At 70.7% G+C, this 23427-nt stretch carries 17 protein-coding genes; 4 read left to right on the top strand and 13 right to left on the bottom strand.

All coding sequences use genetic code 11. The features are described 5' to 3' along the window. Positions 1–24 precede the first annotated feature (24 nt). The 6 genes from ACF089_RS02225 to eccD form a co-directional block, all read right to left on the bottom strand. Positions 25–474, bottom strand: a complete 450-nt coding sequence (locus tag ACF089_RS02225) for a hypothetical protein (RefSeq protein ID WP_392020610.1) — start codon at positions 472–474, stop codon at positions 25–27. Positions 475–478: 4 nt separating this feature from the next. Beyond that, on the bottom strand, positions 479–1231 hold the full coding sequence (dapB, locus tag ACF089_RS02220) for a 4-hydroxy-tetrahydrodipicolinate reductase (RefSeq protein ID WP_392020608.1): 753 nt from the start codon (positions 1229–1231) through the stop codon (positions 479–481). Positions 1232–1304: 73 nt separating this feature from the next. Continuing rightward, positions 1305–2684: a M16 family metallopeptidase gene (locus ACF089_RS02215; protein WP_392020606.1), complete on the bottom strand. Its 1380-nt coding sequence runs from the start codon at positions 2682–2684 to the stop codon at positions 1305–1307. Next, on the bottom strand, positions 2681–4900 hold the full coding sequence (locus ACF089_RS02210; protein ID WP_392020603.1) for a polyribonucleotide nucleotidyltransferase: 2220 nt from the start codon (positions 4898–4900) through the stop codon (positions 2681–2683). Before ACF089_RS02210 ends, ACF089_RS02215 begins: the two co-directional genes overlap by 4 nt. A 380-nt stretch (positions 4901–5280) precedes the next feature. Continuing rightward, positions 5281–5571, bottom strand: a complete 291-nt coding sequence (rpsO, locus tag ACF089_RS02205) for a 30S ribosomal protein S15 (protein WP_093600212.1) — start codon at positions 5569–5571, stop codon at positions 5281–5283. Between the two features lie 193 nt (positions 5572–5764). After that, on the bottom strand, positions 5765–7279 hold the full coding sequence (gene eccD / locus ACF089_RS02200) for a type VII secretion integral membrane protein EccD (protein WP_392020601.1): 1515 nt from the start codon (positions 7277–7279) through the stop codon (positions 5765–5767). 542 nt (positions 7280–7821) lie between these two features. Here eccD and eccCa point away from each other — a divergent pair. From eccCa to ACF089_RS02180, 4 genes are all read left to right on the top strand, one after another. Then, a complete protein-coding gene (gene eccCa / locus ACF089_RS02195; RefSeq protein WP_392020598.1) occupies positions 7822–11799 on the top strand; it encodes a type VII secretion protein EccCa in 3978 nt (1325 codons plus the stop codon). Positions 11800–11977: 178 nt separating this feature from the next. After that, a complete protein-coding gene (locus tag ACF089_RS02190) occupies positions 11978–12484 on the top strand; it encodes a hypothetical protein (protein WP_392020596.1) in 507 nt (168 codons plus the stop codon). Then, a complete protein-coding gene (locus ACF089_RS02185) occupies positions 12484–14778 on the top strand; it encodes a hypothetical protein (protein ID WP_392020594.1) in 2295 nt (764 codons plus the stop codon). Before ACF089_RS02190 ends, ACF089_RS02185 begins: the two co-directional genes overlap by 1 nt. A 28-nt stretch (positions 14779–14806) precedes the next feature. Further along, positions 14807–15391 (top strand): hypothetical protein, encoded by a 585-nt coding sequence (locus ACF089_RS02180; RefSeq protein ID WP_392020592.1) that lies wholly within the window; start codon positions 14807–14809, stop codon positions 15389–15391. Positions 15392–15731: 340 nt separating this feature from the next. Here the strand turns inward: ACF089_RS02180 and ACF089_RS02175 are convergent, their stop codons facing one another. The 7 genes from ACF089_RS02175 to eccB form a co-directional block, all read right to left on the bottom strand. Next, entirely contained in the window at positions 15732–16031 is a 300-nt protein-coding gene (locus ACF089_RS02175; protein ID WP_392020591.1) for a WXG100 family type VII secretion target, read from the bottom strand. A gap of 93 nt (positions 16032–16124) precedes the next feature. Further along, positions 16125–16487, bottom strand: a complete 363-nt coding sequence (locus tag ACF089_RS02170) for a WXG100 family type VII secretion target (protein WP_392020589.1) — start codon at positions 16485–16487, stop codon at positions 16125–16127. Between the two features lie 135 nt (positions 16488–16622). Further along, the gene (locus tag ACF089_RS02165; protein ID WP_392020587.1) at positions 16623–17888 is read right to left on the bottom strand and encodes a S8 family serine peptidase; all 1266 of its coding nucleotides are present in this window, start codon (positions 17886–17888) and stop codon (positions 16623–16625) included. A gap of 26 nt (positions 17889–17914) precedes the next feature. Then, positions 17915–19768 carry a hypothetical protein gene (locus ACF089_RS02160; RefSeq protein WP_392020585.1) on the bottom strand — a complete coding sequence of 618 codons (1854 nt, stop codon included), beginning with the start codon at positions 19766–19768 and terminating at the stop codon, positions 17915–17917. A gap of 6 nt (positions 19769–19774) precedes the next feature. After that, complete coding sequence (locus tag ACF089_RS02155; protein ID WP_392020582.1) at positions 19775–20266, bottom strand: hypothetical protein; 492 nt, start codon at positions 20264–20266, stop codon at positions 19775–19777. A 201-nt stretch (positions 20267–20467) separates the two neighbouring features. After that, positions 20468–21736: a type VII secretion-associated serine protease mycosin gene (gene mycP, locus ACF089_RS02150; protein WP_392020580.1), complete on the bottom strand. Its 1269-nt coding sequence runs from the start codon at positions 21734–21736 to the stop codon at positions 20468–20470. Further along, entirely contained in the window at positions 21733–23265 is a 1533-nt protein-coding gene (gene eccB, locus ACF089_RS02145) for a type VII secretion protein EccB (RefSeq protein WP_392020578.1), read from the bottom strand. Before eccB ends, mycP begins: the two co-directional genes overlap by 4 nt. Between the last annotated feature and the right edge of the window lie 162 nt (positions 23266–23427).

Here is a 23427-nt window from a genome sequence, read left to right as displayed (position 1 = left end):
CAGGTCCGCCCGTCCCCGGGCGGGTCAGTGGACGGGCCGTCCCGCGTGCAGGGCGATCGCGCGCTGCATGGCCTTGCGGGCCCTCGGGGTGTCCCGGGCGTCGTGATAGGCCACGGCCAGCCGGAACCAGCAGCGCCAGTCGTCCGGGGAGTCCTCGGTCTCGGCGCGGCGCAGGGCGAAGACCTCGTCGGCCGCGTCGCGGTCGATCCGGCCGCTGGGGGTGCGGGCGAGGTCGTCCACCGGCAGTCCGCCCTCGGCGTCCAGCTCGGCCGCGAGCCGGTTGGCGCTGGTGACGAACTGGGTGTTCTTCCAGAGGAACCAGACGCCGATGACCGGCAGGACCAGCACCGCGAGGCCGAAGGAGACGGTGATCAGGGTGCCCTGCTGGATGAGCATCAGACCGCGGCTGCCGACCAGGACGAAGTAGACGACCAGGACGGCGGCCGTGATCATGTAGGTGATTTTCGCGCGCATGGGATCAGCTCAGGTCGAGGAAGTGTTCCAGGCCGAAGGTGACACCTGGGGTGTCCACGACACGGCGGACGCCGAGCAGGACGCCCGGCATGAAGCTGCTGTGGTGCAGGGAGTCGTGCCGGATGGTGAGGGTCTCGCCCTCGCCGCCGAGCAGGACCTCCTGGTGGGCCAGGAGTCCGCGCAGCCGTACGGAGTGCACCGGGACGCCGTCGACGTCCGCGCCGCGGGCCCCGTCCAGGGCGGTGACCGTGGCGTCGGGCTGCGGCGCCAGTCCGGCCTCGGCGCGGGCGGCGGCGATCAGCTGGGCGGTGCGGGCCGCGGTGCCGCTGGGGGCGTCCGCCTTGTTCGGGTGGTGCAGCTCCACGACCTCGGCGGATTCGAAGTAGCGGGCGGCCTGCCGGGCGAAGGTCATGGTGAGGACCGCGCCGATGGAGAAGTTCGGGGCGATGAGCACCCCGGTCCCCGGGGCGGCGTCGAGCGAGGTGCGCAGCCGCGCGAGGCGGTCGTCGGTCCAGCCGGTGGTGCCGACGACCGCGTGGATGCCGTGGCGTACGCAGAAGTCGAGGTTGCCCATCACCGAGGCGGGGGTGGTCAGCTCGACGGCCACCTGGGCGCCGGTCTCGACGAGGGTCTCCAGCCGGTCGCCCCGGCCGAGGGCGGCGACCAGCTCCAGGTCGTCGGCGCCCTCGACGGCTCGTACCGCTTCCGAGCCGATCCGGCCCTTGGCGCCGATGACCGCCACGCGCAGCTTGCTCATCAGTTCTCTTCCTTCGAGGTGCTCGGGGTGCTCGGGGTTCGGGGGTGCTCGGTCCCGGGGCCGGGGGAAGGCCCTAGGAGACCGTCTCCTGGAGCCGGTCGGCCTGGCGGTCCTTGAGCGGGCCGATGACCGCGAGCGAGGGGCGGTGGCCGAGGATCTCGCCCGCGACCTCGCGTACCTCGTCCGGGGTGACGGCGGCTATCCGGGCGAGCATGTCGTCCACGGACATCTGCGCTCCCCAGCACAGCTCGCTCTTGCCGATGCGGTTCATCAGCGCGCCGGTGTCCTCCAGGCCGAGCACGGTGGAGCCGGAGAGCTGGCCGATGGCGCGGCCGATCTCGTCGTCCGTGAGCCCGTCGGAGGCGACCTTGTCCAGTTCGTCGCGGCAGATCTTGAGGACGTCGTGGACCTGGCTGGGCCGGCAGCCCGCGTAGACGCCGAAGAGTCCGCAGTCGGCGAAGCCCGAGGTGTACGAGTAGACGCTGTAGGCGAGTCCGCGCTTCTCCCGCACCTCCTGGAAAAGGCGGGAGGACATTCCGCCGCCGAGGGCGGTGTTCAGCACGCCGAGCGCCCAGCGGCGGTCGTCGGTGCGGGCGAGGCCGGGCATGCCGAGGACGACATGGGCCTGCTCGGTCTTGCGGTTCTGCAGCTCGACGCGGCCCGCGGTGCGCACGGTGCGGCGTCCGTCGCGGGGGGCGAGCGGGACCGCGTCCGTACGGGTGAGGGCGCCGGCCTTCTCGAAGGCGCGGCGGACCTGGCGTACGACGGTGGCGTGGTCGACGTTGCCGGCGGCGGCGACGACCAGATGGGTCGGGTCGTAGTGCTTCTGGTAGAAGCGGCGCACGCGCTCGGCGGTGAGGGCGTTGACGGTGTCGACGGTGCCGAGGACCGGGCGGCCGAGGGGGGTGTCGCCGAACATGGTGTGCGCGAAGAGGTCGTGCACGCAGTCGCCCGGGTCGTCCTCGGTCATGGCGATCTCTTCGAGGATCACCCCGCGCTCGGCGTCCACGTCCTCCTGGAGGATCAGCGAGCCGGTGAGCATGTCGCAGACCACGTCGATGGCGAGCGGCAGATCGGTGTCGAGCACCCGGGCGTAGTAGCAGGTGTACTCCTTCGCCGTGAAGGCGTTCATCTCTCCGCCGACCGCGTCGACCGCGGAGGAGATGTCGAGGGCGGAGCGGCGCTCGGTGCCCTTGAAGAGGAGGTGCTCCAGATAGTGCGTGGCGCCGTTGAGGGACGGCGTCTCGTCCCGGGAGCCGACGTGGGCCCAGATGCCGAAGGTGGCGGAGCGTACGGACGGCAGGGTCTCGGTGACGATGCGCAGCCCACCGGGGAGGGTGGTGCGGCGGACCGTGCCGATGCCGTTCTCGCCCTGGAGAAGGGTTTGGGTACGGGCGACGGCCCGCGCCTTCGAAGAGGCGCGGGCCGTCGCACGGGAACTACGCGACGTCACTTGGCAGCGTCGTCCTTCGTGTCGTCGCCGGCCGCTTCTCCGTCGATCACGGGGATCAGGGAGAGCTTGCCGCGGGAGTCGATCTCGGCGATCTCGACCTGGACCTTGGAGCCGACCGCGAGCACGTCCTCGACGTTCTCCACGCGCTTGCCGCCGGCGAGCTTGCGGATCTGCGAGATGTGGAGCAGGCCGTCCTTGCCCGGGAGCAGGGAGACGAAGGCGCCGAAGGTGGTGGTCTTGACGACCGTGCCCAGGTACCGCTCGCCGACCTCCGGCATGGTCGGGTTGGCGATGCCGTTGATCGTGGCGCGGGCGGCCTCGGCGGCCGGACCGTCGGCGGCGCCGATGTAGATGGTGCCGTCGTCCTCGATCGTGATCTCGGCGCCGGTGTCCTCCTGGATCTGGTTGATCATCTTGCCCTTGGGGCCGATGACCTCGCCGATCTTGTCCACGGGGATCTTGACGGTGATGATCCGCGGGGCGTTGGGGGACATCTCGTCCGGGGTGTCGATCGCTTCCATCATCACGTCGAGGATGTGGAGGCGGGCGTCACGGGCCTGCTTGAGGGCCGCGGCCAGGACGGAGGCCGGGATGCCGTCCAGCTTGGTGTCGAGCTGGAGGGCGGTGACGAACTCCTTGGTGCCGGCGACCTTGAAGTCCATGTCGCCGAAGGCGTCCTCCGCACCGAGGATGTCGGTGAGGGCGACGTAGTGCGTCTTGCCGTCGATCTCCTGGGAGATCAGGCCCATGGCGATGCCGGCGACGGGGGCCTTCAGCGGCACACCGGCGTTCAGCAGCGACATGGTGGAGGCGCAGACGGAGCCCATGGAGGTGGAGCCGTTGGAGCCGAGGGCCTCGGAGACCTGACGGATCGCGTACGGGAACTCCTCGCGCGTCGGCAGCACCGGCACGATGGCGCGCTCGGCGAGCGCGCCGTGGCCGATCTCGCGGCGCTTCGGCGAACCGACGCGGCCGGTCTCGCCGACGGAGTAGGGCGGGAAGTTGTAGTTGTGCATGTAGCGCTTGCGGGTCACCGGGGAGAGGGTGTCCAGCTGCTGCTCCATGCGGAGCATGTTGAGGGTGGTGACGCCCAGGATCTGGGTCTCGCCACGCTCGAACAGCGCGGAGCCGTGCACGCGCGGGATCGCCTCGACCTCGGCGGCGAGCGTACGGATGTCCGTGACGCCGCGGCCGTCGATGCGGACCTTGTCCTTGATGACGCGCTCGCGCACCAGGTTCTTGGTCAGCGAGCGGTAGGCGGCGGAGATCTCCTTCTCGCGGCCCTCGAAGGCCGGGAGGAGCTTCTCGGCGGCCAGCTCCTTGACGCGGTCAAGCTCGGCCTCGCGGTCCTGCTTGCCGGCGATGGTGAGCGCCTGGGCCAGCTCGCCCTTGACGGCCGAGGACAGCGCGTCGTAGACGTCGTCCTGGTAGTCCAGGAAGACCGGGAACTCGCCCTCGGGCTTGGCGGCCTTGGCGGCGAGGTCGGCCTGGGCCTTGCAGAGCGCCTTGATGAAGGGCTTCGCGGCTTCCAGACCGGCGGCGACGATCTCCTCGGTGGGAGCCTCGGCGCCGTCCTTGACGAGCTGGATGGTCTTCGTGGTGGCCTCGGCCTCGACCATCATGATCGCGACGTCGCCGTCGTCCAGGACACGGCCGGCGACGACCATGTCGAAGACGGCGTCCTCCAGCTCGGTGTGGGTCGGGAAGCCGACCCACTGGCCCTTGATCAGCGCGACCCGGGTGCCGCCGATGGGGCCGGAGAAGGGCAGGCCGGCCAGCTGCGTGGAGCAGGAGGCGGCGTTGATCGCGACCACGTCGTACAGGTGGTCGGGGTTGAGCGCCATGATCGTCTCGACGATCTGGATCTCGTTGCGCAGGCCCTTCTTGAAGGAGGGGCGCAGCGGCCGGTCGATCAGGCGGCAGGTGAGGATCGCGTCCTCGGAGGGCCGGCCCTCGCGGCGGAAGAAGGAGCCGGGGATCTTGCCGGCCGCGTACTGCCGCTCCTCGACGTCCACCGTGAGGGGGAAGAAGTCGAGCTGGTCCTTGGGCTTCTTGGAGGCGGTGGTGGCCGACAGCACCATGGTGTCGTCGTCCAGGTACGCCACGGCGGAGCCGGCGGCCTGCTTGGCCAGGCGGCCCGTCTCGAAGCGGATGGTGCGGGTGCCGAAGGTGCCGTTGTCAATGACGGCCTCGGCGTAGTGGGTCTCGTTCTCCACTAGCGTTTTCTCCGTTACTTTGCGTCTTTCGTCCCCTCGCCCGTGTGGCGGGGAGACCTGCGGAGAAGCTCTCGTACTGGGCCGGTCTTCGATCGAAGCACCCGGGGTTCGTCTGGCTCCGGGAGCCACTACCGAGGACCGGCGGCGGCGAGTCGGCTTCTCACTCTTCAGTGGTGCATTGTGTCGTTCGGTACTGCTCTGTGCGTCACCAGACTAATTGCCGTCCGGTACGTCGCGCACGTACAGCGGGTCACGCGGCTGCGCCGGGCGCCGCCGTCAGTGACTCTCCGTACAGCGTGTACCCGGCGTACGGTCCGTATGCCGTGTACAGCAAAAGGGAGCGGCTCCCTTTCAGTGGGAACCGCTCCCTCCACGGCGTCTTACTTGGCGCCGCCGGCCGCACCGCGGCGGATGCCGAGGCGGTCGACCAGGGCGCGGAAGCGCTGGATGTCCTTCTTGGCCAGGTACTGCAGCAGACGGCGGCGCTGGCCGACGAGGATCAGCAGACCACGGCGGGAGTGGTGGTCGTGCTTGTGCGTCTTGAGGTGCTCGGTCAGGTCCGAGATGCGGCGCGAGAGCATGGCGACCTGGACCTCGGGGGAGCCGGTGTCGCCCTCCTTGGTGCCGAACTCGGTCATGATCTGCTTCTTGGTAGCGGCGTCGAGAGACACTCGGTACTCCTCTGGTGGTGTTCTATGCGCCCACGAGTGCCCCTGGTCTGGTACTCAGGGGAGCTTCCGTGACTCGGAGGCGAAGGTCCGATGAGCGCAGCTCCCAGGGCTTCCCGGGAACGCGTACACAAACGGCCGTCACCCAGCGTACCAGCCCCCGCCACCGCCTCCGGGGGGCGGGGGCCGGGGCGGGTCAGGAGGTGGTGGCGCGCAGGGCGTGGTAGACGTCGAAGACCGCGAGGGTGAGCGGGATGAGCGTCAGCAGTACGCAGGTCTCGGCGATCTCCAGGAAGCGGCCCCAGAAGGGGGTGACGCCGGTGCGCGGGACGATCAGTCCGATGGCGGTGATCAGGGCGGCGACCGCGGCGACGGCGGCGGCGAGCCAGACCGTGCGGACGTCCAGGCCCGAGGTGTCGCCGCGGAAGGCCTGGCGCATCAGGGCCTCGGGCGGGTTGAGGCAGAGTCCGAGGCCGAGCAGCACCAGCGCGCCGAGTCCGGCGGCGAGCGCGCAGCCGACCTGGGCGGTGTAGCGGAAGAGGTGGGCCCGCATCAGCATGGCGACGCCGGTGGCGAGGGCGAGGAGCTGTCCCCAGACGCTGTCGGAGAAGCCGAGCACGGCGGCGGAGCCGACGGCGACGAGGGCGCAGCCGCCGACGAGGCCGACGAGCAGTTCGTGGCCTCGCCGGGCCTGGGCGGCGAGGCGCTCGGCGTCGACGGGGCCCTGGGGCTCGGGCTCGTTGCCGTAGTCGCCGATGGTGGTGCGGGGCGGGTCGAAGCCGATGGGCAGCCGGGCGAAGCGGGTGGAGAGTCCGGGCAGGAAGGCGAGGGCGCCGACGGCGAGCGGGGCGCAGAGGGCGGCGGTCTCGGCGGGCCGGAGCCGGTAGGCGATGGCGAGGAAGGCCGCGAGGACGCCGATGGCGGCGGCGAGGACGAAGGCGACGAAGGGGCCGTCGCCGCCGGGGGCGACGATGGTGAGGATCACGGCGACGACCAGCACGGCGGCGCAGGCGAGCAGGAAGTGGAGCCGGCCGATGCCCTGTCCGTCGGCGGGCGGGAGCAGTCCGGATCCGGCGACGGCGGCGTTGGCCATGGCGCCGATGCCCAGGGCGACGGCGGAGGCTCGGTCGTCGTAGACCCGGGCGCGGACGCAGGCGAGGGCGAGGAGCAGTACGCCGGCGACGGCGGCCAGGATGCCCTGGAGGCCGTGGGTGTCGTGGCCGGGCGCGGAGGACCACAGGACGAAGGCGAGCAGCAGGAGCAGCAGCGATCCGCCGAAGAGGCCGGCGCCGCGCATCAGGGCGTCGCTCCACAGGGTGCGGTCGCGGGCGACGGCGGTGGCGACGGCGTCGGTGACGTCGTCGAAGACCGCCGGGGGGAGGGATTCGGCGAAGGGGCGCAGGGAGAGCAGCTCGCCGTCGAGGATGCGCTGGGAGCCGAGGGAGCGGGCGCTGTCGAGGACGGTGCCGTCGCGGCGGACCAGGTGGTATCCGACGGGGGCGCCGGGGGCGGGGCTCTGTCCGGAGAGCCGGAGGATCTCCGGGTAGAGGTCCGCGACGGCGATGTCCTCGGGCAGGGCCACGTCGACGCGGCCGTCGGGGGCGACGACGGTCACCCGGCAGAAGCCGGTGCCGCCGGTGGACGGGGTGGCCTGGCCGGGGTGACCGGCTCCGGTGGCCGCCGCTGGGGCCGTCGTACTCACGTGTTGCATCCCCTCGTGCTCACCTGCTGCATCCCCTCGTGATCTGTGCGCTGTCCGCGCGGTCGCTCCGCGTGGTCCTGGCTCCGGTGCGGGCGGTGGCGGCGCGGGCCGGTCCGGGTCTGTCCGGTCTGGTCCGGGCCTGACCGGTCCGGGCCTGACCGGTCCGGGCCTGTCGTGCGCCGGCCCTCGCCGGGCCCGTGCCGGCCGGTGCGCGGTCCGGCTGCCGCGGCGCGCCGTGCGCGGCGGGTGCGCCCGGTGCACGGCTTGCGTCGTGCACCGTCGGCGCGCAAGTGCGCACTTGCGCGCCGGGCGCGTCGTGCTGTCCTGCGCGCCGGATGGCGCGCTCCGTACCGGCTTGTGCGCCGTGGCCCGCGCCGCGCTGTGAACGCCCCCGCTGTCGCGGTGGTTCGGCGGGCGCGCCGACGCGTCGCGCCACCCTACCGCCCCCCTCCCCGCGCCGCCGCAAGTAGGATCCGTCCCCGCGGACGGAGCCCGTCGCCACGGGGGCGCCGATAGGAACATTTCCGTCCGGCAAGGGAATTGGTGAACCGGTGAGTCTGATCGTCGTCAAACGGCCACCACGGGTGCTGCCCGCCGAGGTGCCCGGCGAGCACGTGCAGTTGCAACCCCCTCCCGAGCTGCCGAGAGGTCAGCAGGAGGGCGCGCTGATGCAGTTGCTGCCGATGCTGGGCATGGGCGGTTCGGTGGTGTTCTTCTTCATCACGCCGAATCCGATCATGCGGATCATGGGCATGATCATGATCGCGTCGACCATCGCGATGGCCATCGCGATGCTGGTCCGCTACCGGCGCGGCACCCAGGGGGAACTGGCCGATCTGCGGCGCGACTATCTGAAGTACCTGACGCAGACCCGCCGGGGCGTGCTGCGGACCGCCCGTCTGCAGCGCGACGCGCAGTTCTATCTGCATCCCTCCCCCGAGCAGCTGTGGGCGCTGGTCGCGGAGGGCAGCCGGGTGTGGGAGCGCCGGATCGGCGACGCCGACTTCGGTCAGGTGCGCGTCGGTCTGGGCAGTCAGCAGCTGGCCACTCCGCTCATCGCCCCCGACACCGCGCCGGTGGACGAGCTGGAGCCGCTGACGGCGGGCGCGATGCGGCAGTTCCTGGCGGCGCACAGCACGCTGGACGGGCTGCCGATGGCGGTGTCGCTGCGCGCTTTCTACCATCTGACGGTGAGCGGGGAGGCCGAGTCGGTGCGCGCCACGGCGCGGACGATGGCCGGTTCGCTCGCCTCGCTGCACTCCCCCGAGGACCTGGTCATCGCCGTCGCCGCCGGGCGGGACGCGGCGCCGCACTGGGAGTGGGCGAAGTGGCTGCCGCATGTGCAGGCCCCGGGCCCCGGCGACGGCGCGGGCAGCCGCCGGCTGATCACCACGGACGCGCGCGAGCTGGACGAGATGCTGGGCACGCTGCTGGAGGGCCGGCCCCGGTTCCAGAGCGGCGGGCATCCGCTGCTGGACCAGCCGCATGTGGTGGTCTTCCTCGACGGGCAGTCGGTTCCTTCGGTCTCGGCGCTGGCGGCGGCCGAGGGTCTCCAGGGCGTGACGGTCGTCGAGGTCGTCCCGGGCGAGGTGACGGCCGCGCGCGGCGGTCTGTCCATCACGGTCCGGCCGGACGCGGTGCAGCTGGAGTCGGGGCACGGCCTGGTCTACGACGGTCTGCCGGATCTGCTCTCCCCGGCGGCGGCCGAGGCGCTGGCCCGCCAGCTCGCCCCGCTGCGGGTGGGCACGGGCGGGGACGACGACCAGCCGCTGCTGGCCAATCTGGACTTCACCGATCTGCTGGGGCTGGGGGACGCGGCGTCGGTGGATGTGAGCCGCACCTGGCGGCCCCGGTCCCAGTCGGAGCGGCTGCGCGTCCCGATCGGCGTCGGCGAGGACGGCGCGCCGGTGATGCTGGACCTCAAGGAGGCGGCCCAGGAGGGCATGGGTCCGCACGGTCTGTGTGTGGGAGCGACCGGCTCCGGAAAGTCGGAGCTGCTGCGCACGCTGGTGCTGGGGCTCGCCGTCACCCACTCGTCGGAGACGCTGAACTTCGTCCTCGCGGACTTCAAGGGCGGCGCCACCTTCGCCGGAATGTCGCAGATGCCGCATGTCGCGGCGGTGATCACCAACCTGGCGGACGATCTGACGCTGGTGGACCGGATGGGCGACTCCATCCGCGGTGAGCTGAACCGCCGGCAGGAGATGCTCCGCGACGCGGGCAACTACGCCAACATCCACGACTACGAGAAGGCCCGGGCCGCGGGCGCGCCGCTCCAGCCCATACCCTCCCTGGTGCTGGTCATCGACGAGTTCAGCGAGCTGCTGACCGCGATGCCCGACTTCATCGAGATGTTCGTGCAGATCGGCCGGATCGGACGGTCGCTCGGGGTGCATCTGCTGCTCGCCTCGCAGCGGCTGGAGGAGGGGCGGCTGCGCGGTCTGGAGACGTATCTGTCGTACCGGATCGGGCTGCGCACCTTCTCCGCGGCCGAGTCGCGGGCCGCGCTGGGCGTGCCGGACGCGTACACGCTGCCGAACGTGCCAGGTTCGGGGTATCTGAAGTTCGGCACGGACGAGATGGTGCGGTTCAAGGCGGCGTACGTCTCCGGGGTGTACCGGGCGAACGCGCATCAGGCGGCGGCGTCGGGCGGGCCGCTGCCGGTGGACCGCCGACCGGTGCCGTTCACGGCCTCGCCGGTGCCGGTGCGGTACGCGGAGCGCGCGGCCGGGCCCGCCGTGCCGGAGCCGCGCGCGGCCGAGGACGACGCGCTGGCCGACTCCGTACTGGACGTGATCGTGCGGCGGCTGGAGGGCCGGGGCGCGGAGGCGCATCAGGTGTGGCTGCCGCCGCTGGACAATCCGCCGCCGCTGGACGAGCTGCTGCCGGGGCTGGCGAATGTGCCGGGCCGCGGGCTGACCCGGCCCGGGTACGAGGGGGCCGGCCGGCTGGTCGTCCCGATGGGCGTGGTGGACAAGCCGTTCGAGCAGCGCCGGGACGTGCTGTACCGGGACTTCTCCGGCGCCGCCGGTCATATGCAGATCGTCGGCGGTCCGCAGTCGGGCAAGTCGACGCTGCTGCGCACGCTCGTCGCGGGGTTCGCGCTGACGCACACCCCGCAGGAGGTGCAGTTCTACGCGCTGGACTTCGGCGGCGGCGGGCTCTCGGCGACCGCCGGGCTGCCGCATGTCGGCGGGGTGGCCTCCCGGCTCGATCCCGAGCGGGTGCGGCGCACGGTCGCCGAGGTGTACGGCATCCTGTCGCGCCGCGAGGAGTACTTCCGCGGTGCGGGCATCGACTCGATCGCCACCTTCCGCCGGATGCGGGCGCGGGGCGAGATCTCGCTGACGGAGCAGCCGTGGGGCGATGTGTTCCTGCTCATCGACGGCTGGGGCAATTTCCGCTCGGACTACGAGGGCCTGGAGTCCGCGGTGCTGGAGATCGCGGCGCGCGGTCTGGGCTACGGCATCCATCTGGTGCTGACGGCGTCGCGTTCGATGGAGGTGCGCGCCAATCTCAAGGACCATCTGATGAACCGGCTGGAGCTGCGGCTCGGCGACACCATGGACTCCGAGCTGGACCGCAAGGCGGCCGTCAATGTGCCGACGGGCGTTCCCGGGCGCGGGCTGACGCCGGAGAAGCTGCACTTCATGGGCGCGGTGCCGAGGATCGACGGGATCAGCTCGGCCAGTGATCTGTCGGAGGCGACGACGGCGATGAATCAGGAGGTCTCCCGGCACTGGACGGCGCCGGGCGCGCCGAAGGTGCGGCTGCTGCCGCGCGAGCTGCCGGCCGAGCGGCTGCCGGCGGGTTCGGCGGATCCGCGGCGCGGGGTCGCGTTCGCGATCGACGAGAACAATCTGGAGCCGGTGTTCGCCAACTTCGAGCGGGACCCGTTCTTCCTGGTCTTCGGCGAGAGCGAGTCGGGCAAGTCGAATCTGCTGCGGCTGCTGATCACCCAGCTGTGCCGGCGGTACGAGGGCGATGCCTGCAAGTTCTTCGTGATCGACAACCGGCGGGCGCTGCTGGACGTCACTCCCCCGTCGCATCTGGCGGAGTACGTTCCGATGTCCAACAACATGGATCACCATGTGGACGCGCTGGCGGATCTGATGCAGCGCCGCACCCCGGCGGCGGATGTGACCGCCCAGCAGCTGCGGGACCGCAGCTGGTGGCGGGGGCCGTCGGTGTTCGTGGTCGTGGACGACTACGACCTGGTGTCCACCTCCAGCGGGAATCCGCTGGGCAAGCTCACGGAGCTGCTGCCGTTCGCCCGTGACGTGGGCGTGCGCTTCATCATCGCCCGCAGCGCGGCGGGGGCGAGCCGTGCCTCGTACGAGCCGTTCATGCAGCGGATGATGGAGCTGGGCGCGCAGGGGGTGCTGCTCTCCGGCGATCCGCAGGAGGGGGATGTCCTCGGCGGGGTGCGGATGCGGCCGATGCCGCCGGGCCGGGGCTTCTTCGTCTCGCGCCAGCGGGGGAATCCGCTGGTGCAGACCGGGCTGATGGAGCCGGACCAGCAGGTGTGACGGTGTTGGGGGAGTTCCGGCGGGTCTTGTCGATCCCGTGGACTCCCCCTCACCGTTTCTCCCCCTCGGCGGGGCGGGCGGCGGTTGCGGGCGCTCCCGTCGCCTCCATAGGTTGGTCGGAAAGTCATAGGAAGAGAGCGCTGATCTGCCGGCGTGCACGGGGGAAGGGATCGGGTCTGTGGCGTGGGACGAGTGGGAACGGCTGAAGTCTTCGGCGGCCGAGCGGGCCGCCGGGGGGACGCGGCTCAACGGTGTGCCCGACGAGGATCGCGTCGGGGCCGTCGGGGAGGGTGATCTCACGGTCTCCCAGCAGGATCTGGCGGCGGTCGGGGACCAGGCCCACACGCTGTACGAACGGCTCTGGAAAGAGGCCCGGATCGCGCTTCCCACCAGCGACAGGGCCGCGGGCGACCTGTCCGGCCAGGGATTCGCGCTGGGCGGGGCCCTGCTGCATGTGTCGAATCGCTGGGAGAAGCAGCTCGGCTCGCTGATGGACGCCTGCGCCCATATCTCCAACCACATGGACGTCAGCGGCAAGACCCATCGCGACGACGACGACTGGATTCAGCGGAGCATGAGCGGCATCGACACCCTCGACCGCGGCTTCGACGAGTCGTACGCCCCGGCGGGCGCGAAGAATCCGGTGTACGAGCAGAAGGACGCGAAGGGCGAGGGCCGCGGCTGATGGATCTGGACGCGCTGCGCCACGCGAACCTCACCCTGCTCGATGAGGCGATCACCGACTGGTCGACCATGATCACGAATCTGGAGGATCTGGAGAAGGGGGCCCGGGAGGGGCTGCGGGGACGGGCGAACAAGGCGAACTGGACCGGGCTGAACGCGACCGTCTCCCGTGAGTTCATCGGCCGGACGGCGGGCGAGTTCGCCGACGCGCGGACGCAGGCCACCTCGGTACGGAACATCCTCAAGGACACCCGCGACGAGCTGAAGGACTGGCGCCGCAAGCTCAACGAGGCGATCGACCGGGGGATGAAGAGGAATCTCACGGTGGTCTCCACCGCCGGGGGCGGCTTCACCGTCACCATGAACATCCATCCCGACCGGGCCGCCCGGGGGACCTCCGTACCCGATCACTCGCCGGACGATGTGACCGCCCTGCGCGACGAGATCCAGGGCATTCTCGACAAGGCGACGGAGAGCGACAGCTCGGCGGCCCAGGTGCTCAGGGCGCTGGCGGATCAGACGGACCACGGATTCTCCGGGGCGGAGTACGCCGACCGGGACGCCGGGGCGAACGCCCTCAAGGAGGCGGAGAAGCTCTCGGCGCTGGCGAGGAAGAAGCCCGACGACCTCAGCGCCGCGGACATGGCGGCGCTGAGCGCCGGTCTGAAGAAGTACTCGGGCGACGAGCTGTTCGCGGAGCACTTCGCCTCGACGCTGGGCGCGAAGGGGACGCTGGACTTCTGGGCGGGGCTGAACGATCCCCGGTACGCCTATGAGATGCGCGACCACCGGGACCAATTCGGCGAGCTGCAGAAACATCTCAGCCTCACCCTGGCGAACGCGACGCAGAGCGACACCCGGTCGATGGCCGACTGGAAGCACGACATGACCCAGCTCGGCGGTCAGACGATCTCCAAGACCAATTCCGCCCTGGGATTCCAGGTCATGAGCAATCTGATGCGCTGGGGGAACTACGACGACCAGTTCCTCAAGAGCTACGGCGCCGAGCTGGTCAGGACCGACAAGGAGATGACCGGGAACGGCAAGCACGGACTGCCGCTCTGGAACGATCTGCCGCTCAATCCGATGCTGAACCACGACGGCTCCGATCTCGGCTCCGATCCGTTCACCGGATTCCTCAAGGCGCTGTCGAACAGCCCGGACGCGGCCACGGACTTCTTCGGCGACGCCTATGTCACCAAGGACGAGGACCACGACTTCAAGGAGAAGAACGGGGACGGCAAGGAGGTGAAGGCCGACCTCACCAACTTCGAGTACCTCTTCGAGGAGCGGGAGTGGCCCCACGCCCAGGACGAGAAGGGCAAGGACAGCGCCTCGGGCCGCAACAACCTCGCCCTGGCCCTGGAGGCGGCCACCACCGGCCACCCGGCGGGCGAACTGCCGACACAGGACACCCCGCCGCACAGCCCGGAGCAGGCCAGGCTGATGGAGCGGCTCGTGTCGTCCATCGCGGAGGACTCCGAGCGGCTGACCAAGCACAGCCAGATGTCGGACAGCGTCGGGCAGATCACCTCGGAGTACCTGCCGGACATCAACCGGGCCGCCGCGAACGACAAGGACGGGAAGACCGATCTGCTCTTCCCGATCGCGGGGACGCCGGCGGAGCTGGACCACAACGAGGTCACCCGGCTCCTGGTCACGGTGGGGCAGAGCCCCGAGGGATTCGCGGCGGTGGAGGTCGGCCAGAAGGCCTACATGGCCAATCTGATGGACTACCACATGAATCCGGATCTGCCGAAGGAGCAGCGGTACTCGGATTCGCCGCAGACCACCGTGGAGGACATCGCCCGCAAGTCCGGCGAGATCGGCGGCACCCTGGCCATCGGCCGGCAGGAGGCGATCACGGGCCCGGCGGCACAGTCGGCCAAGGACTTCGAGAACTCGGTGGCCCAGCAGAAGAACGCCTGGTCGGGCGCTATCGGCACGGGCGTCGGGGTCGGCGTGAGCTTCATCGCCTCCCCGGTCGGCGGGGCGGTGGCCGGCGGCATCGCGGAGACGGTGAGCGGATCCGTCCTCGAACACCTGTTCCAGCAGTCCGAGACGAATGTCCTCAAGGACGCGGGCAAGGACGCGGGCAGGCTGTGGGAGGTGTCCAGGGAGAGCAACAACGACCTCTCCCAGCAGGCCGCGAAGGCCGCGGCCGCGGCGCACGGCGTGGACTACGCCGACGAGGTCGCGATCTGGACCCGCCGCGGCACGGAGGACGGCTTCTCGGACGCCTCCGACAACGCCCAGCGGATGTCGGACGATCTGACCACCGAGATTCAGCGCTGATGACCGCTCTCACCCCAGGGACGTCCCGATGAAGAACCTCAGGAGCGCGGCCCGGCGGCGGCCGAGGCCCGCCGCCGTCGCGACGGCGGCGGGCGCCGCGCTGCTCGCCCTCCTCGCCTCCGGATGCACCGGCTCCGAGCCCGAGGCGGCCAAGTCCTACCAGGTGCCGGACTCCCTCTGCGGCACCGCCGTCGAACCGGACCTGCTGGAACCGGCGCTGCCTCCGGGCGAGAAGATCTCCACCCGGAAGAAGACATCGGTCGGCTACGAGCGCTGCCATGTCCTCGTCGACGACACCGCCGTGCTGTCCGTCAGAAAGAGCTGGTGGGACGCGGACACCACCGCCCCCGAGGTCGCCTCCTCCGAACGCGGCGGCGGCGTCGAACTCGACGCACAGCTCTCCGACGACCGCCGCCTCGCCTGGTCCACCAAGGGCGCCGTCGGCCAGGTCCACTGCCCGAAACCCAGCGCCGACCCGGACCAGCGCGATTCCCGGCTCTTCGCGACCTTCGTCATCTTCGGCGACGGAAAGGCGAAGGAATCGCAGATGCGGAAGCTGATCACCGCGTACACGGAGTCGGTGAGCACATCGGCGGAGTGCAACGCGGGGTAGGCGCGGCGGGGGCCGCCCCGCAGGGGTGGCGGCCGTGTCCGGCGCCCCGGGTCCGGATCGGCCGCGCTTTCCCTCTCGGGCCCGCCGGGCCGGCGGGCCCGGGGTGCTGCCCGGCGCTACCCGGGAGACCGTCTCTTCATCGCTCACGACCAGAGGAAACATGTCGCGTACCTCGCGGCCGGCTCACCGCGGCAAGCGGGGAACGGCGATGGCGCTGGGGTGCCCTGTCCCCTGCGCCGGCCGCCGTGGACACGGCGGCGGGGTGGGCATCTCCCGCGCATGCCCACCCCGCTGTGTCCCGTTTCGCAGTCGCCGTACGGGCGGCTGGAACCGGGGCCGTTTAGAAGTAGCCCGCGGCCTTCCGGTCACCGGCCTGGTAGGCGGGAGCGGCCTCGCGGACGGCGCGGGCGATGCCCTTGAGCGCCGTGTGGATCATCCGCGTCTCCTTGTCCCACTGCTTGTGGAAGTTCTCCGCGGCCGTCGCGGCCTCACCCTCGAAGGTGCTGGAGATGCTGCGGAGCTTGCCCTGAATGGCGTCGAGGCTCTTGTCCAGGCGCTCTGCCTGCTTGTCGATCGTCCCGGCCGCCTGCTCCAGCGACGCGTATGTGACGACCAGGTGGCCGCCGCCGTTGTCCGCCATGAATCCTCCGAATGCCGTGTGCCGTGTGTATCTGTGCTGAGTCTGTGATCCGGTCCCGAGCCGCCGGCGGAGTGCCCGCCGTCGGCGCCGGGCTCAGTAACCGCTGATGTTCGAGGTCGCGGACCGGGTCGCACCGGCGTCGCCGGAGAAGCCGGGAGTGACGTCGACGCCCTGCAGGGCCGCGCGGACGTCCTCTTCGGTGTTGCCCGCGGTGGTACGCGTGACCTGGATGGCCTCCTGGAAGTGGAGCAGCATCTTCGCGATGCGCACCATGCCCTGGTTGATCTCGGCCTGCTTCACGTCGAAGGCGCCGTGGCCGATGCCCTTCCAGCTGCCTTCCAGGCTGTCGATCACACCGTGCAGCTGCTGGAGCTGCCCCTTGACGTCCTCGAAGTTCGCCGAGATCTCGTCTTGGAGACTCTTGAGGCCCTCATCGCCGACCTTCTGAACTGACATGTGTCGGTCTTCCCTTCCCTGTGTTCATTCGTTCTCGGTGAGATGGACCGTGATGGTCCACGGGAGTGTCGCGCGCGCCGCCACCGCCGGGCGGACGGGCGGGGCGGGCAGCGTGCGGCCACGAGGCGACGCCGGTCAGGCGCCGCGGCGGCGGCGAGCCATGAGGAAGCCCCCTCCGGCGAGGAGGACGACCACCCCGACTCCGCCGAGGACCAGGCCCAGACCGCCGCCGTCCTCGGACTTCTCGCTGGAGCTTGCCACGGCCGGGGCCTTGCTGGGCTCGCTCTTCGGCGGTTGTGACGCAGCCGGTGCAGAAGCGGCCGGCGACGCGGAGGAACCGCCCGTCGTCTTGTTCGTCAACGGGCTGACATTCGGATCACCCGGCTTCCCGAGCCCCCGGTTGATGTGCGCGCCCGGCCGGACGACCCCGTGCCCGTAGAAGTTGCTCAGCCCCTTCTTGTTGCCGTCCTTGCCCTTGCCCGCGCTCTCGAACATCACCCGCAGAACCTGGTTGGCGGTCCAGTCGGGGTTGGCGGACCAGATGAGGGCGGCGGAGGCGGAGGCGATGGCAGCGGAGATGCTCGTGCCACCGTCACCGTTGCAGTACCTCTTGAAGGTGGCGTCGCACCAGTACGGGATCTCACTGCCCGGAGCAGCGATATCGACGAAGTCCCCGTGCTGGGAATAGTCGGCCGTACGCCCCTCAGGAGCAGCTGCGGCGACACCCACCACCTCGGGATACTTCGCGGGGTATTCGGCCTTGTTGCTCTTGTCCCCAGAGTTTCCGACTGCCGCGAAGAGCAGTTTCCCCTTGCTTTCGGCGTACTTGACCGCGCGCTCCTCGTTGGCGTCGAGGAATTCGCTGCCGTACGACATGCTGATGATCTGTGCATCGCTGTCAGCCGCCGCCCGAATGGCGACGGACGCATCCGCAGGGTTCGCCTTGTTCTCGTCCTGGAACTCCCCCAGTGCGATGCGGTACGGGATGATCTTCGCCTTGGGTGCCAGCCCCTGCAGGCCGCCACCACGACCGGTACCCGCGATCAGCTCAGCCATGGTCGTCCCATGTCCGCTGTAGTCGTCGGTTTCCTCGCCCTTCACGCCAGTGGCGTCCAGACCCTTGAGGACCTGGCCCTTCAGGGAGGGGACCGACGAGTTGACCCCGGTGTCGACGACGGCAATCGTGATGCCTTCTCCGGCGGCGGTCTTCCAGACTTCTTCGGCGTTCATCGCGTCCAGGTACCACTGCTCCGAGCGCACGTCCTCCGCCGCAGCCGCCACCGGAGAGGTCGCGACCGCTCCAACCGCCCAAGTCCCGATCGCCGCCACAGCGCAAAGCAGTCCCCGCCGCAGGGCATACGACTCTCCGCGCCTCCGGGCACGGCTCATTTCTGCCGTCATCCTGGCTTCCGAACCTTCCGCTGTACCTAGTCGATCACTGGTGGGACGACGCGCCGACGGACCGCCCAGGTCTCTTCGTCTTCCGTCAGATACTCCGGTCGCGCCGAGCCGGAGCGCTCCTGCTCCTCCTCGGACTGCTGGCGGCTCTGACGGCCGACGAGTCCGGCGCCGCCGGCGGTGAAACCACCGCTCGCCCCCGGTCGGGGCGCGGTGCCGCCGCTGCGGGGGGTGCCGACGATTCCATTGGCACTGGGCGTGCCACGCCCTGCGGGTCTGGCGGAACCGTTCGCCGGCCCCGCGCCGATGACTCCGGACCGACTCGGTCTGGCCGCAGCGGGGCGGCCTCCCGCCGTCGACTCTCCGCCGATGACCGTTCCCCTGGGGATGCGCGGCGCGGCTGATCCGCCTGCGGCTCGCTGAGGGGTGCCACCGACAATGCCGTTCGCACGGCCGGCTCCCGCGCCGCCGACAGGGCCGCCTCCTGCGCGTCCGGCCATACCGGGCATACCGGCCTGACCAGCCGCGCCCGCCCGTCCGGCCATCGGGGGCTGCCCCCCGACACCCCCTGCGGCACCGGCGCGTCCGGCGGCCGGAGAGCCGCCGCCCATCGGGCTCGCGGTGCCTGCCCGGCCGGCCGCCGGATTGGCGCCGCCTGCCGATCCCGGTCCGCCGCCCATCATTCCGGGGCGTCCGGCCTCTGCGTACCTCGCCGGCGGAGCGCCTCCCGGGGCTCCCGGTCGCCCTGTCGCACTGGCCGTCGGTGCTCCGCCCGGCCTGGGCGCTCCTGGAGCGCCCTTGGCCTGGGCGACCTTGTTCTGCATCGGATTGGGCGCAACGGCGATCACCGGCGGAACCTGCGTGGGGCCGGAGCCTCCGGGAGCGGTGGGCGCCGTCGGCGAAGGTGCGGTGACCGGCGGAGCCGGGGGCGCCTGGACGCTGTCGATCTTCATCGAGGTGTCCGGGATCGACGCGGTGGGCGGCATCGTCGATTGCGTCGGTGTGGACGGGGGTGCGGACGGCGGTGCCGTGGCGGTGAAGGAAGTGGAACCACCCTGAGGGGTGGCGATGGCCTCAGCGGACGAGAACGGGGCCGGCCCGGATGCGGTTTGCCGACCGGCGGCAGCGACAGCGCCGTCTGCTCCTGAACCCGCGCCATCGGAGCCGATTCGCTGACTGCTGGGCCGTGGCACTGAAACGCCCAACTTGGCGGGTGCCTTCGGCGGCTCCTGCCCCGCCAGCGTCTGCTCCGACACCGCGTAGAACGAGGCCAGCCGGTTCATCTGGTTGATGGCTTCCTGGCGGTGCTTCTCCGCCTTCACCGCCGCCACGTAGTCGGGGTTGTCGTCCTTGCGCTCCGAGGGCGGGAACTCCTCCGCCTTCTTGGGGTCGGCGCGGCCGTCGCGCGGGGGCTTGGAGTTGCGGACGGAGGTGAGGCCTTCGCTGGCGACCTTCATCTGGGTGCCGACGGCGTTGGCGAAGGTGCCGAGGTCTCCGGCGTAGCGGGCGAGTTCGGCGCCGAAGCGGCGGAACTCGGTGCCGGAGTCGCCTTCCCAGTCGGTGCCCTTGACGAAGGCGTCGAGGTCGCCGGCGGCCCGGTTGAGGGCCTTGGTGGTGCGCTGGAGGGCGTCGCCGGCGCTTTCGAGGTCGGCGGGGTTGGAGGAGTCGAGGAGGTCGAGCATGGCGTTGAGCCGGGCGGCCTCGAAGTCGGTCTTGCCGAAGAATCCGCCGGGGCCCGAGCCGTTGCCGAGGCCGAACTTCTCCAGGGTGGCGGAGACCCGCTCGAACGCGTCGGTGGCGCCGAAGCGCGTCTCGATCCGGGTGGTGTCCTCGGCCTGGCGCTGCTCGTGGGTCAGCTGCTGATTCGTGTCGTTGTCACCCATCGGCGATCACCCCAAGTCCGTCGGGAGGGCGGTGTCGTTGTCGCGTGCCGGCTCGCGCTCCGCGCTCTTCTCCGTGGAGGCCGCGGGCCGCTGTGCCTCGCGCGTCTCCCGTTCCTTCTCCACCCGGGACTGAATCGTGTGGAAGCGCTGACGCATGTCCTCCTCCACATTGTCGAAGCCGACGTCGGCGGCGTGTACGCCGATGGTCAGCATCTCGATCTGGTCGCCGAGCATCTTCGAAAGGGAGATCAACTCCCGGTGGACGCGGTTGTATTGGGTGAAGAAACCGTCCGCCTCCGCGAAGGGCAACTGGGCGCCGCTGAAGGACCCCCGTGAGACCCTCTGCTCCGCGACCTTGGTGCTGCCGCCCTCGCCGCCCTCGAAATCCTTGAGAAGCGCGCTGACTTGACTGTGGAACTTCTTCAGCGCGTCAACGCCGCGCCGCAGATCCCCCGCGCCGCCCGATCCTCCGACCCCGCCGCTCTCTGCATCGAGCACGATGCTCGTTCCTCCCCGTTTGCCACTGCTGCCCCTCGTTGTGAACGCGGTGAATTCCGATCACCGGCGATCAACCGGGCACCACTCTAGCCACTGCCTCTGACAGCCCCAAGCGTCTTATCTGACGGGTTGATTCCCTATGTGAAGAAATTGGGGACATACGCGTCGGCATGCGATGCGGCGGTGTCCGACGCGTGCCGATCAGCGCCCCGCGGCACGGCCTGGGCGGCGGCGCGCGTCGCGCAGGGCCACCGCGCCGCCCGCGATCGCGGCCACCAGCACACCGCCGCCCACCACCACATAGGTGGCGAGGCGGGCGTCGCGCTCGTCGGGCGTCTCGCCCAGGTGGACCTCGGCCGGGGTGGGGGCCTCCGCCCTGGTCAGGCCCTCGCGGGCGACCGGGCGCTCGATCGGTTCGTCGTCCTCCGTCAGCGCGCGGACCGGGTCGACCACGCCCCAGCCCACCAGCCGGTCGTGGTCCGGGGTCGAGCGCTCGGCCGTCTGCTGGATCTGCGCGTTGATCTGACGCGGGGTCCAGTCCTTGTGCTTGCTCTTGATGAGCGCGGCGACGGCGGCGACATAGGGGGCCGAGAAACTCGTCCCGTTGTCGGCGCAGTGGCCTCCGCCGGGGACGGTGGTGACGATGTCCACCCCCGGGGCCGCCACGCCCACGAAGTCGCCGGACTGGGAGAACGAGGCCCGCTCGTTGTTGCGGTCCGACGAGGCGACCGCCAGGACGCCGTCGTACGACGCCGGATAGGTCTTCTTCACGTTTCCGCCCAGCCCCTCGTTGCCGGCCGAGGCGACGATGACCGCTCCCTCGTCCAGGGCGCGGTTCACCGCCTGCTCCAGCAGCGGGGTGGGCTTCTCGGCGTTCGCGGTGTCCTGGGAGATGTTGATGACTCCGGCGCCGCGTTCCACCGCCTCGTCGATGGCCTTGGCCAGGGACACGGCGGTGCCGTTGCCCTCCGCGTCGTTCTGCTGGATGGGGATGATCGTCGCGCCGGGGGCGAGGCCGCTGAACCCCGTTCCCTCCATCGGGCGGGCGGCGATGACGCCGGCGACCTTGGTGCCGTGGCCGACGGTGTCCGTGGTGCCGTTCTCCGCGCCGCGCTCGACCTTGTCGCCGTTCGCGTCCTTGAGCCCCCTGGGCAGCAGATTCAGTCCGCTCTTGGCGTCCACCGCACCCTTGAGCTGCGGATTCTTGATGTCGACGCCGGTGTCGATGACCGCGACCCGCACCCCCTTCCCGGTGGACTGCTTCCAGAGTTCGTCCAGCAGGACCCGTTGCAGCGCCCAGGGGCGGCCCTTGTACATCTCGCCGGGATAGGTGCACTGACCTGGGGTGTCGGCCGCGGCGGGCTGTGCCGGAATCCCGACACAGGCCACGGCGGTGGCCGCCGCGGCGGCGAGCAGCCGGCGGGGCAGGGCGGTCGTCGGCGGGGTCGCGGCCCCGCGCGGCGTCCTCATGAGCCCTGCGGCTGGCTCGCGGAGCCGGTCGAGAGCCGGGGGCCCGTCGGCAGGAACGCGGACCACGCGGCGGGCACCGGCAGCGGGGCGACGTCCTTGTAGCCGAGCTGGATCTGCGCCAGCTGCGCCTCCTGCTGCCGGGCCTCCTTCTCCTCCTTCGTACCGGAGGTGCCGATGTCGGAGGAGTCGGTCCCGCTGTCGCTGTTGGACTGCATCGCGTAGCGCAGCCCCGTGTCGGTGACCAGGAAGAGGAACCCGGTGTCCGTGCGGGAGCCGGTGAACTGGCGGAACAGCTGGCCGGTGCCGGGGGTGACGTACGCGCTGCTCGACCCGACCGGCAGGGTGGCGGGGAACTCGGCGCCCGCCCAGGTGCTCAGGGTGGTGGTGCCCTTGTCCGCGTCGACCCCGCGCAGGACGTTGCAGACGGTGTCGCGGTCGCCCCGGTCGCCGTTCGCGGCGTTGACGGGCTCGGGCAGTTCCTGCGGCCACTTCTTGTCCTGGTTGAAGGGCTCGCCCGGCCGGAAGGCACCGCCGCTGAGGCGCTCCGCCTCGCCGTCCTGGCCCAGCGCGACCAGCCCCTCGTCGTCGCTGTTGAGCAGCAGCTTCGCGGTGAAGTCCGAGACGGGGGCCACCCGGCCGGGCAGCACCACGTACTTCTGGTCCCGGGTGCCGTCGCTGGCCTCCAGGACGATGCCCACCTTGTTCAGGCCGGGCTCCAGGTCCGCGGCCGGAATGCCGGCGTCCGCGCCGGGCCTGCCGGAGATCTCCGGGAAGTCGACGGTGTCGCCCTTGTGGAGGGTCTCCAGCCATGCCTTGGAGACCCGCTGGGGCTCCCGGCCCTGGCCCGCGACCTGGCGCAGCAGCCGTTCGCCCTCGGCCATCGGATACGCCCGGCCGGCCGCGTCCACGACGTAGCGGGTCTTGTCGGGGCCCTCCACATAGAGCAGTTCGCCGCCGCTCAGACGGTTCGCCCCGTCGGTCTTCTTCTGCTCCCGCTCGGCGAGGACGAAGGCCGCCTTCTCGATGGCGCCGCCCGCGCCCTGCCGCTCGCACACGGCCCAGCGCTTGGCCGTGCCGGCCTCCTTGGCGGAGGGCAGCCGGTCGGGGGCGTACGGAATTCCCAGGGTCGCGCCGTGCGGGATATCGCCCTTGTCGAGGACCGATTCGTCGACCTTGATGACTTTGCCTTTGTCGGCGTTGAGGAGCAGTTTTGCCGACGACATATTCAGCACCGGGTGGAGCTGTACCTTCTCGCCGGTCCTCAACACCACATATCGCGTGGTGGATTTACTGGCGATGATGACATTCTCGCCGGGCGCGTCCCAGCCCTTGGGAGCCACTGGTCTGAACATTCCCCAGGCCGCGAACCCCGCGAGAATCACGATTCCGACGATGGCGCCGGGCAGCACGGCGCGCAGGGGGCGCGGCGCGCCCTCCTCCGAACCGGTGGTGCTGGGCTGCAGGAACTGCGCAATGAGCCTTCGTTTCGCGAAGGTGTATGCGTTGAGTTCGTCCCGACGTGATGCCATCTGTCCGCTGTCCCTCTCCCCGCTGGGCTGCCTGACTCCCTCTTACCGAGAGGGGCCGGCGCTCGTAACGCACCCCTACTATGCCTGCTGACGGTGACGGCATACCGCTCAGGTAGGGTGATCGCCCGGTCAACGCCCATAGGAATGCGGCAGTTACGGACA

It is taken from the genome of Streptomyces sp. NPDC014894 (assembly GCF_043080985.1).
In the GTDB taxonomy this organism is placed as follows: domain Bacteria; phylum Actinomycetota; class Actinomycetes; order Streptomycetales; family Streptomycetaceae; genus Streptomyces.
This window is presented reverse-complemented; position numbering and strand designations above follow the sequence as displayed.

Bases quoted from the DNA above. Each gene is read 5' to 3' on its own strand.
- ACF089_RS02170 (WP_392020589.1), bottom strand. From the start codon at position 16,487: ATGTCAGTTCAGAAGGTCGGCGATGAGGGCCTCAAGAGTCTCCAAGAC.
- ACF089_RS02175 (WP_392020591.1), bottom strand. From the start codon at position 16,031: ATGGCGGACAACGGCGGCGGCCACCTGGTCGTCACATACGCGTCGCTG.
- ACF089_RS02225 (WP_392020610.1), bottom strand. From the start codon at position 474: ATGCGCGCGAAAATCACCTACATGATCACGGCCGCCGTCCTGGTCGTC.
- dapB (WP_392020608.1), bottom strand. From the start codon at position 1,231: ATGAGCAAGCTGCGCGTGGCGGTCATCGGCGCCAAGGGCCGGATCGGC.
- eccD (WP_392020601.1), bottom strand. From the start codon at position 7,279: ATGCAACACGTGAGTACGACGGCCCCAGCGGCGGCCACCGGAGCCGGT.
- ACF089_RS02160 (WP_392020585.1), bottom strand. From the start codon at position 19,768: ATGGGTGACAACGACACGAATCAGCAGCTGACCCACGAGCAGCGCCAG.
- ACF089_RS02185 (WP_392020594.1), top strand. From the start codon at position 12,484: ATGGATCTGGACGCGCTGCGCCACGCGAACCTCACCCTGCTCGATGAG.
- eccB (WP_392020578.1), bottom strand. From the start codon at position 23,265: ATGGCATCACGTCGGGACGAACTCAACGCATACACCTTCGCGAAACGA.
- ACF089_RS02165 (WP_392020587.1), bottom strand. From the start codon at position 17,888: ATGACGGCAGAAATGAGCCGTGCCCGGAGGCGCGGAGAGTCGTATGCC.
- mycP (WP_392020580.1), bottom strand. From the start codon at position 21,736: ATGAGGACGCCGCGCGGGGCCGCGACCCCGCCGACGACCGCCCTGCCC.
- ACF089_RS02180 (WP_392020592.1), top strand. From the start codon at position 14,807: ATGAAGAACCTCAGGAGCGCGGCCCGGCGGCGGCCGAGGCCCGCCGCC.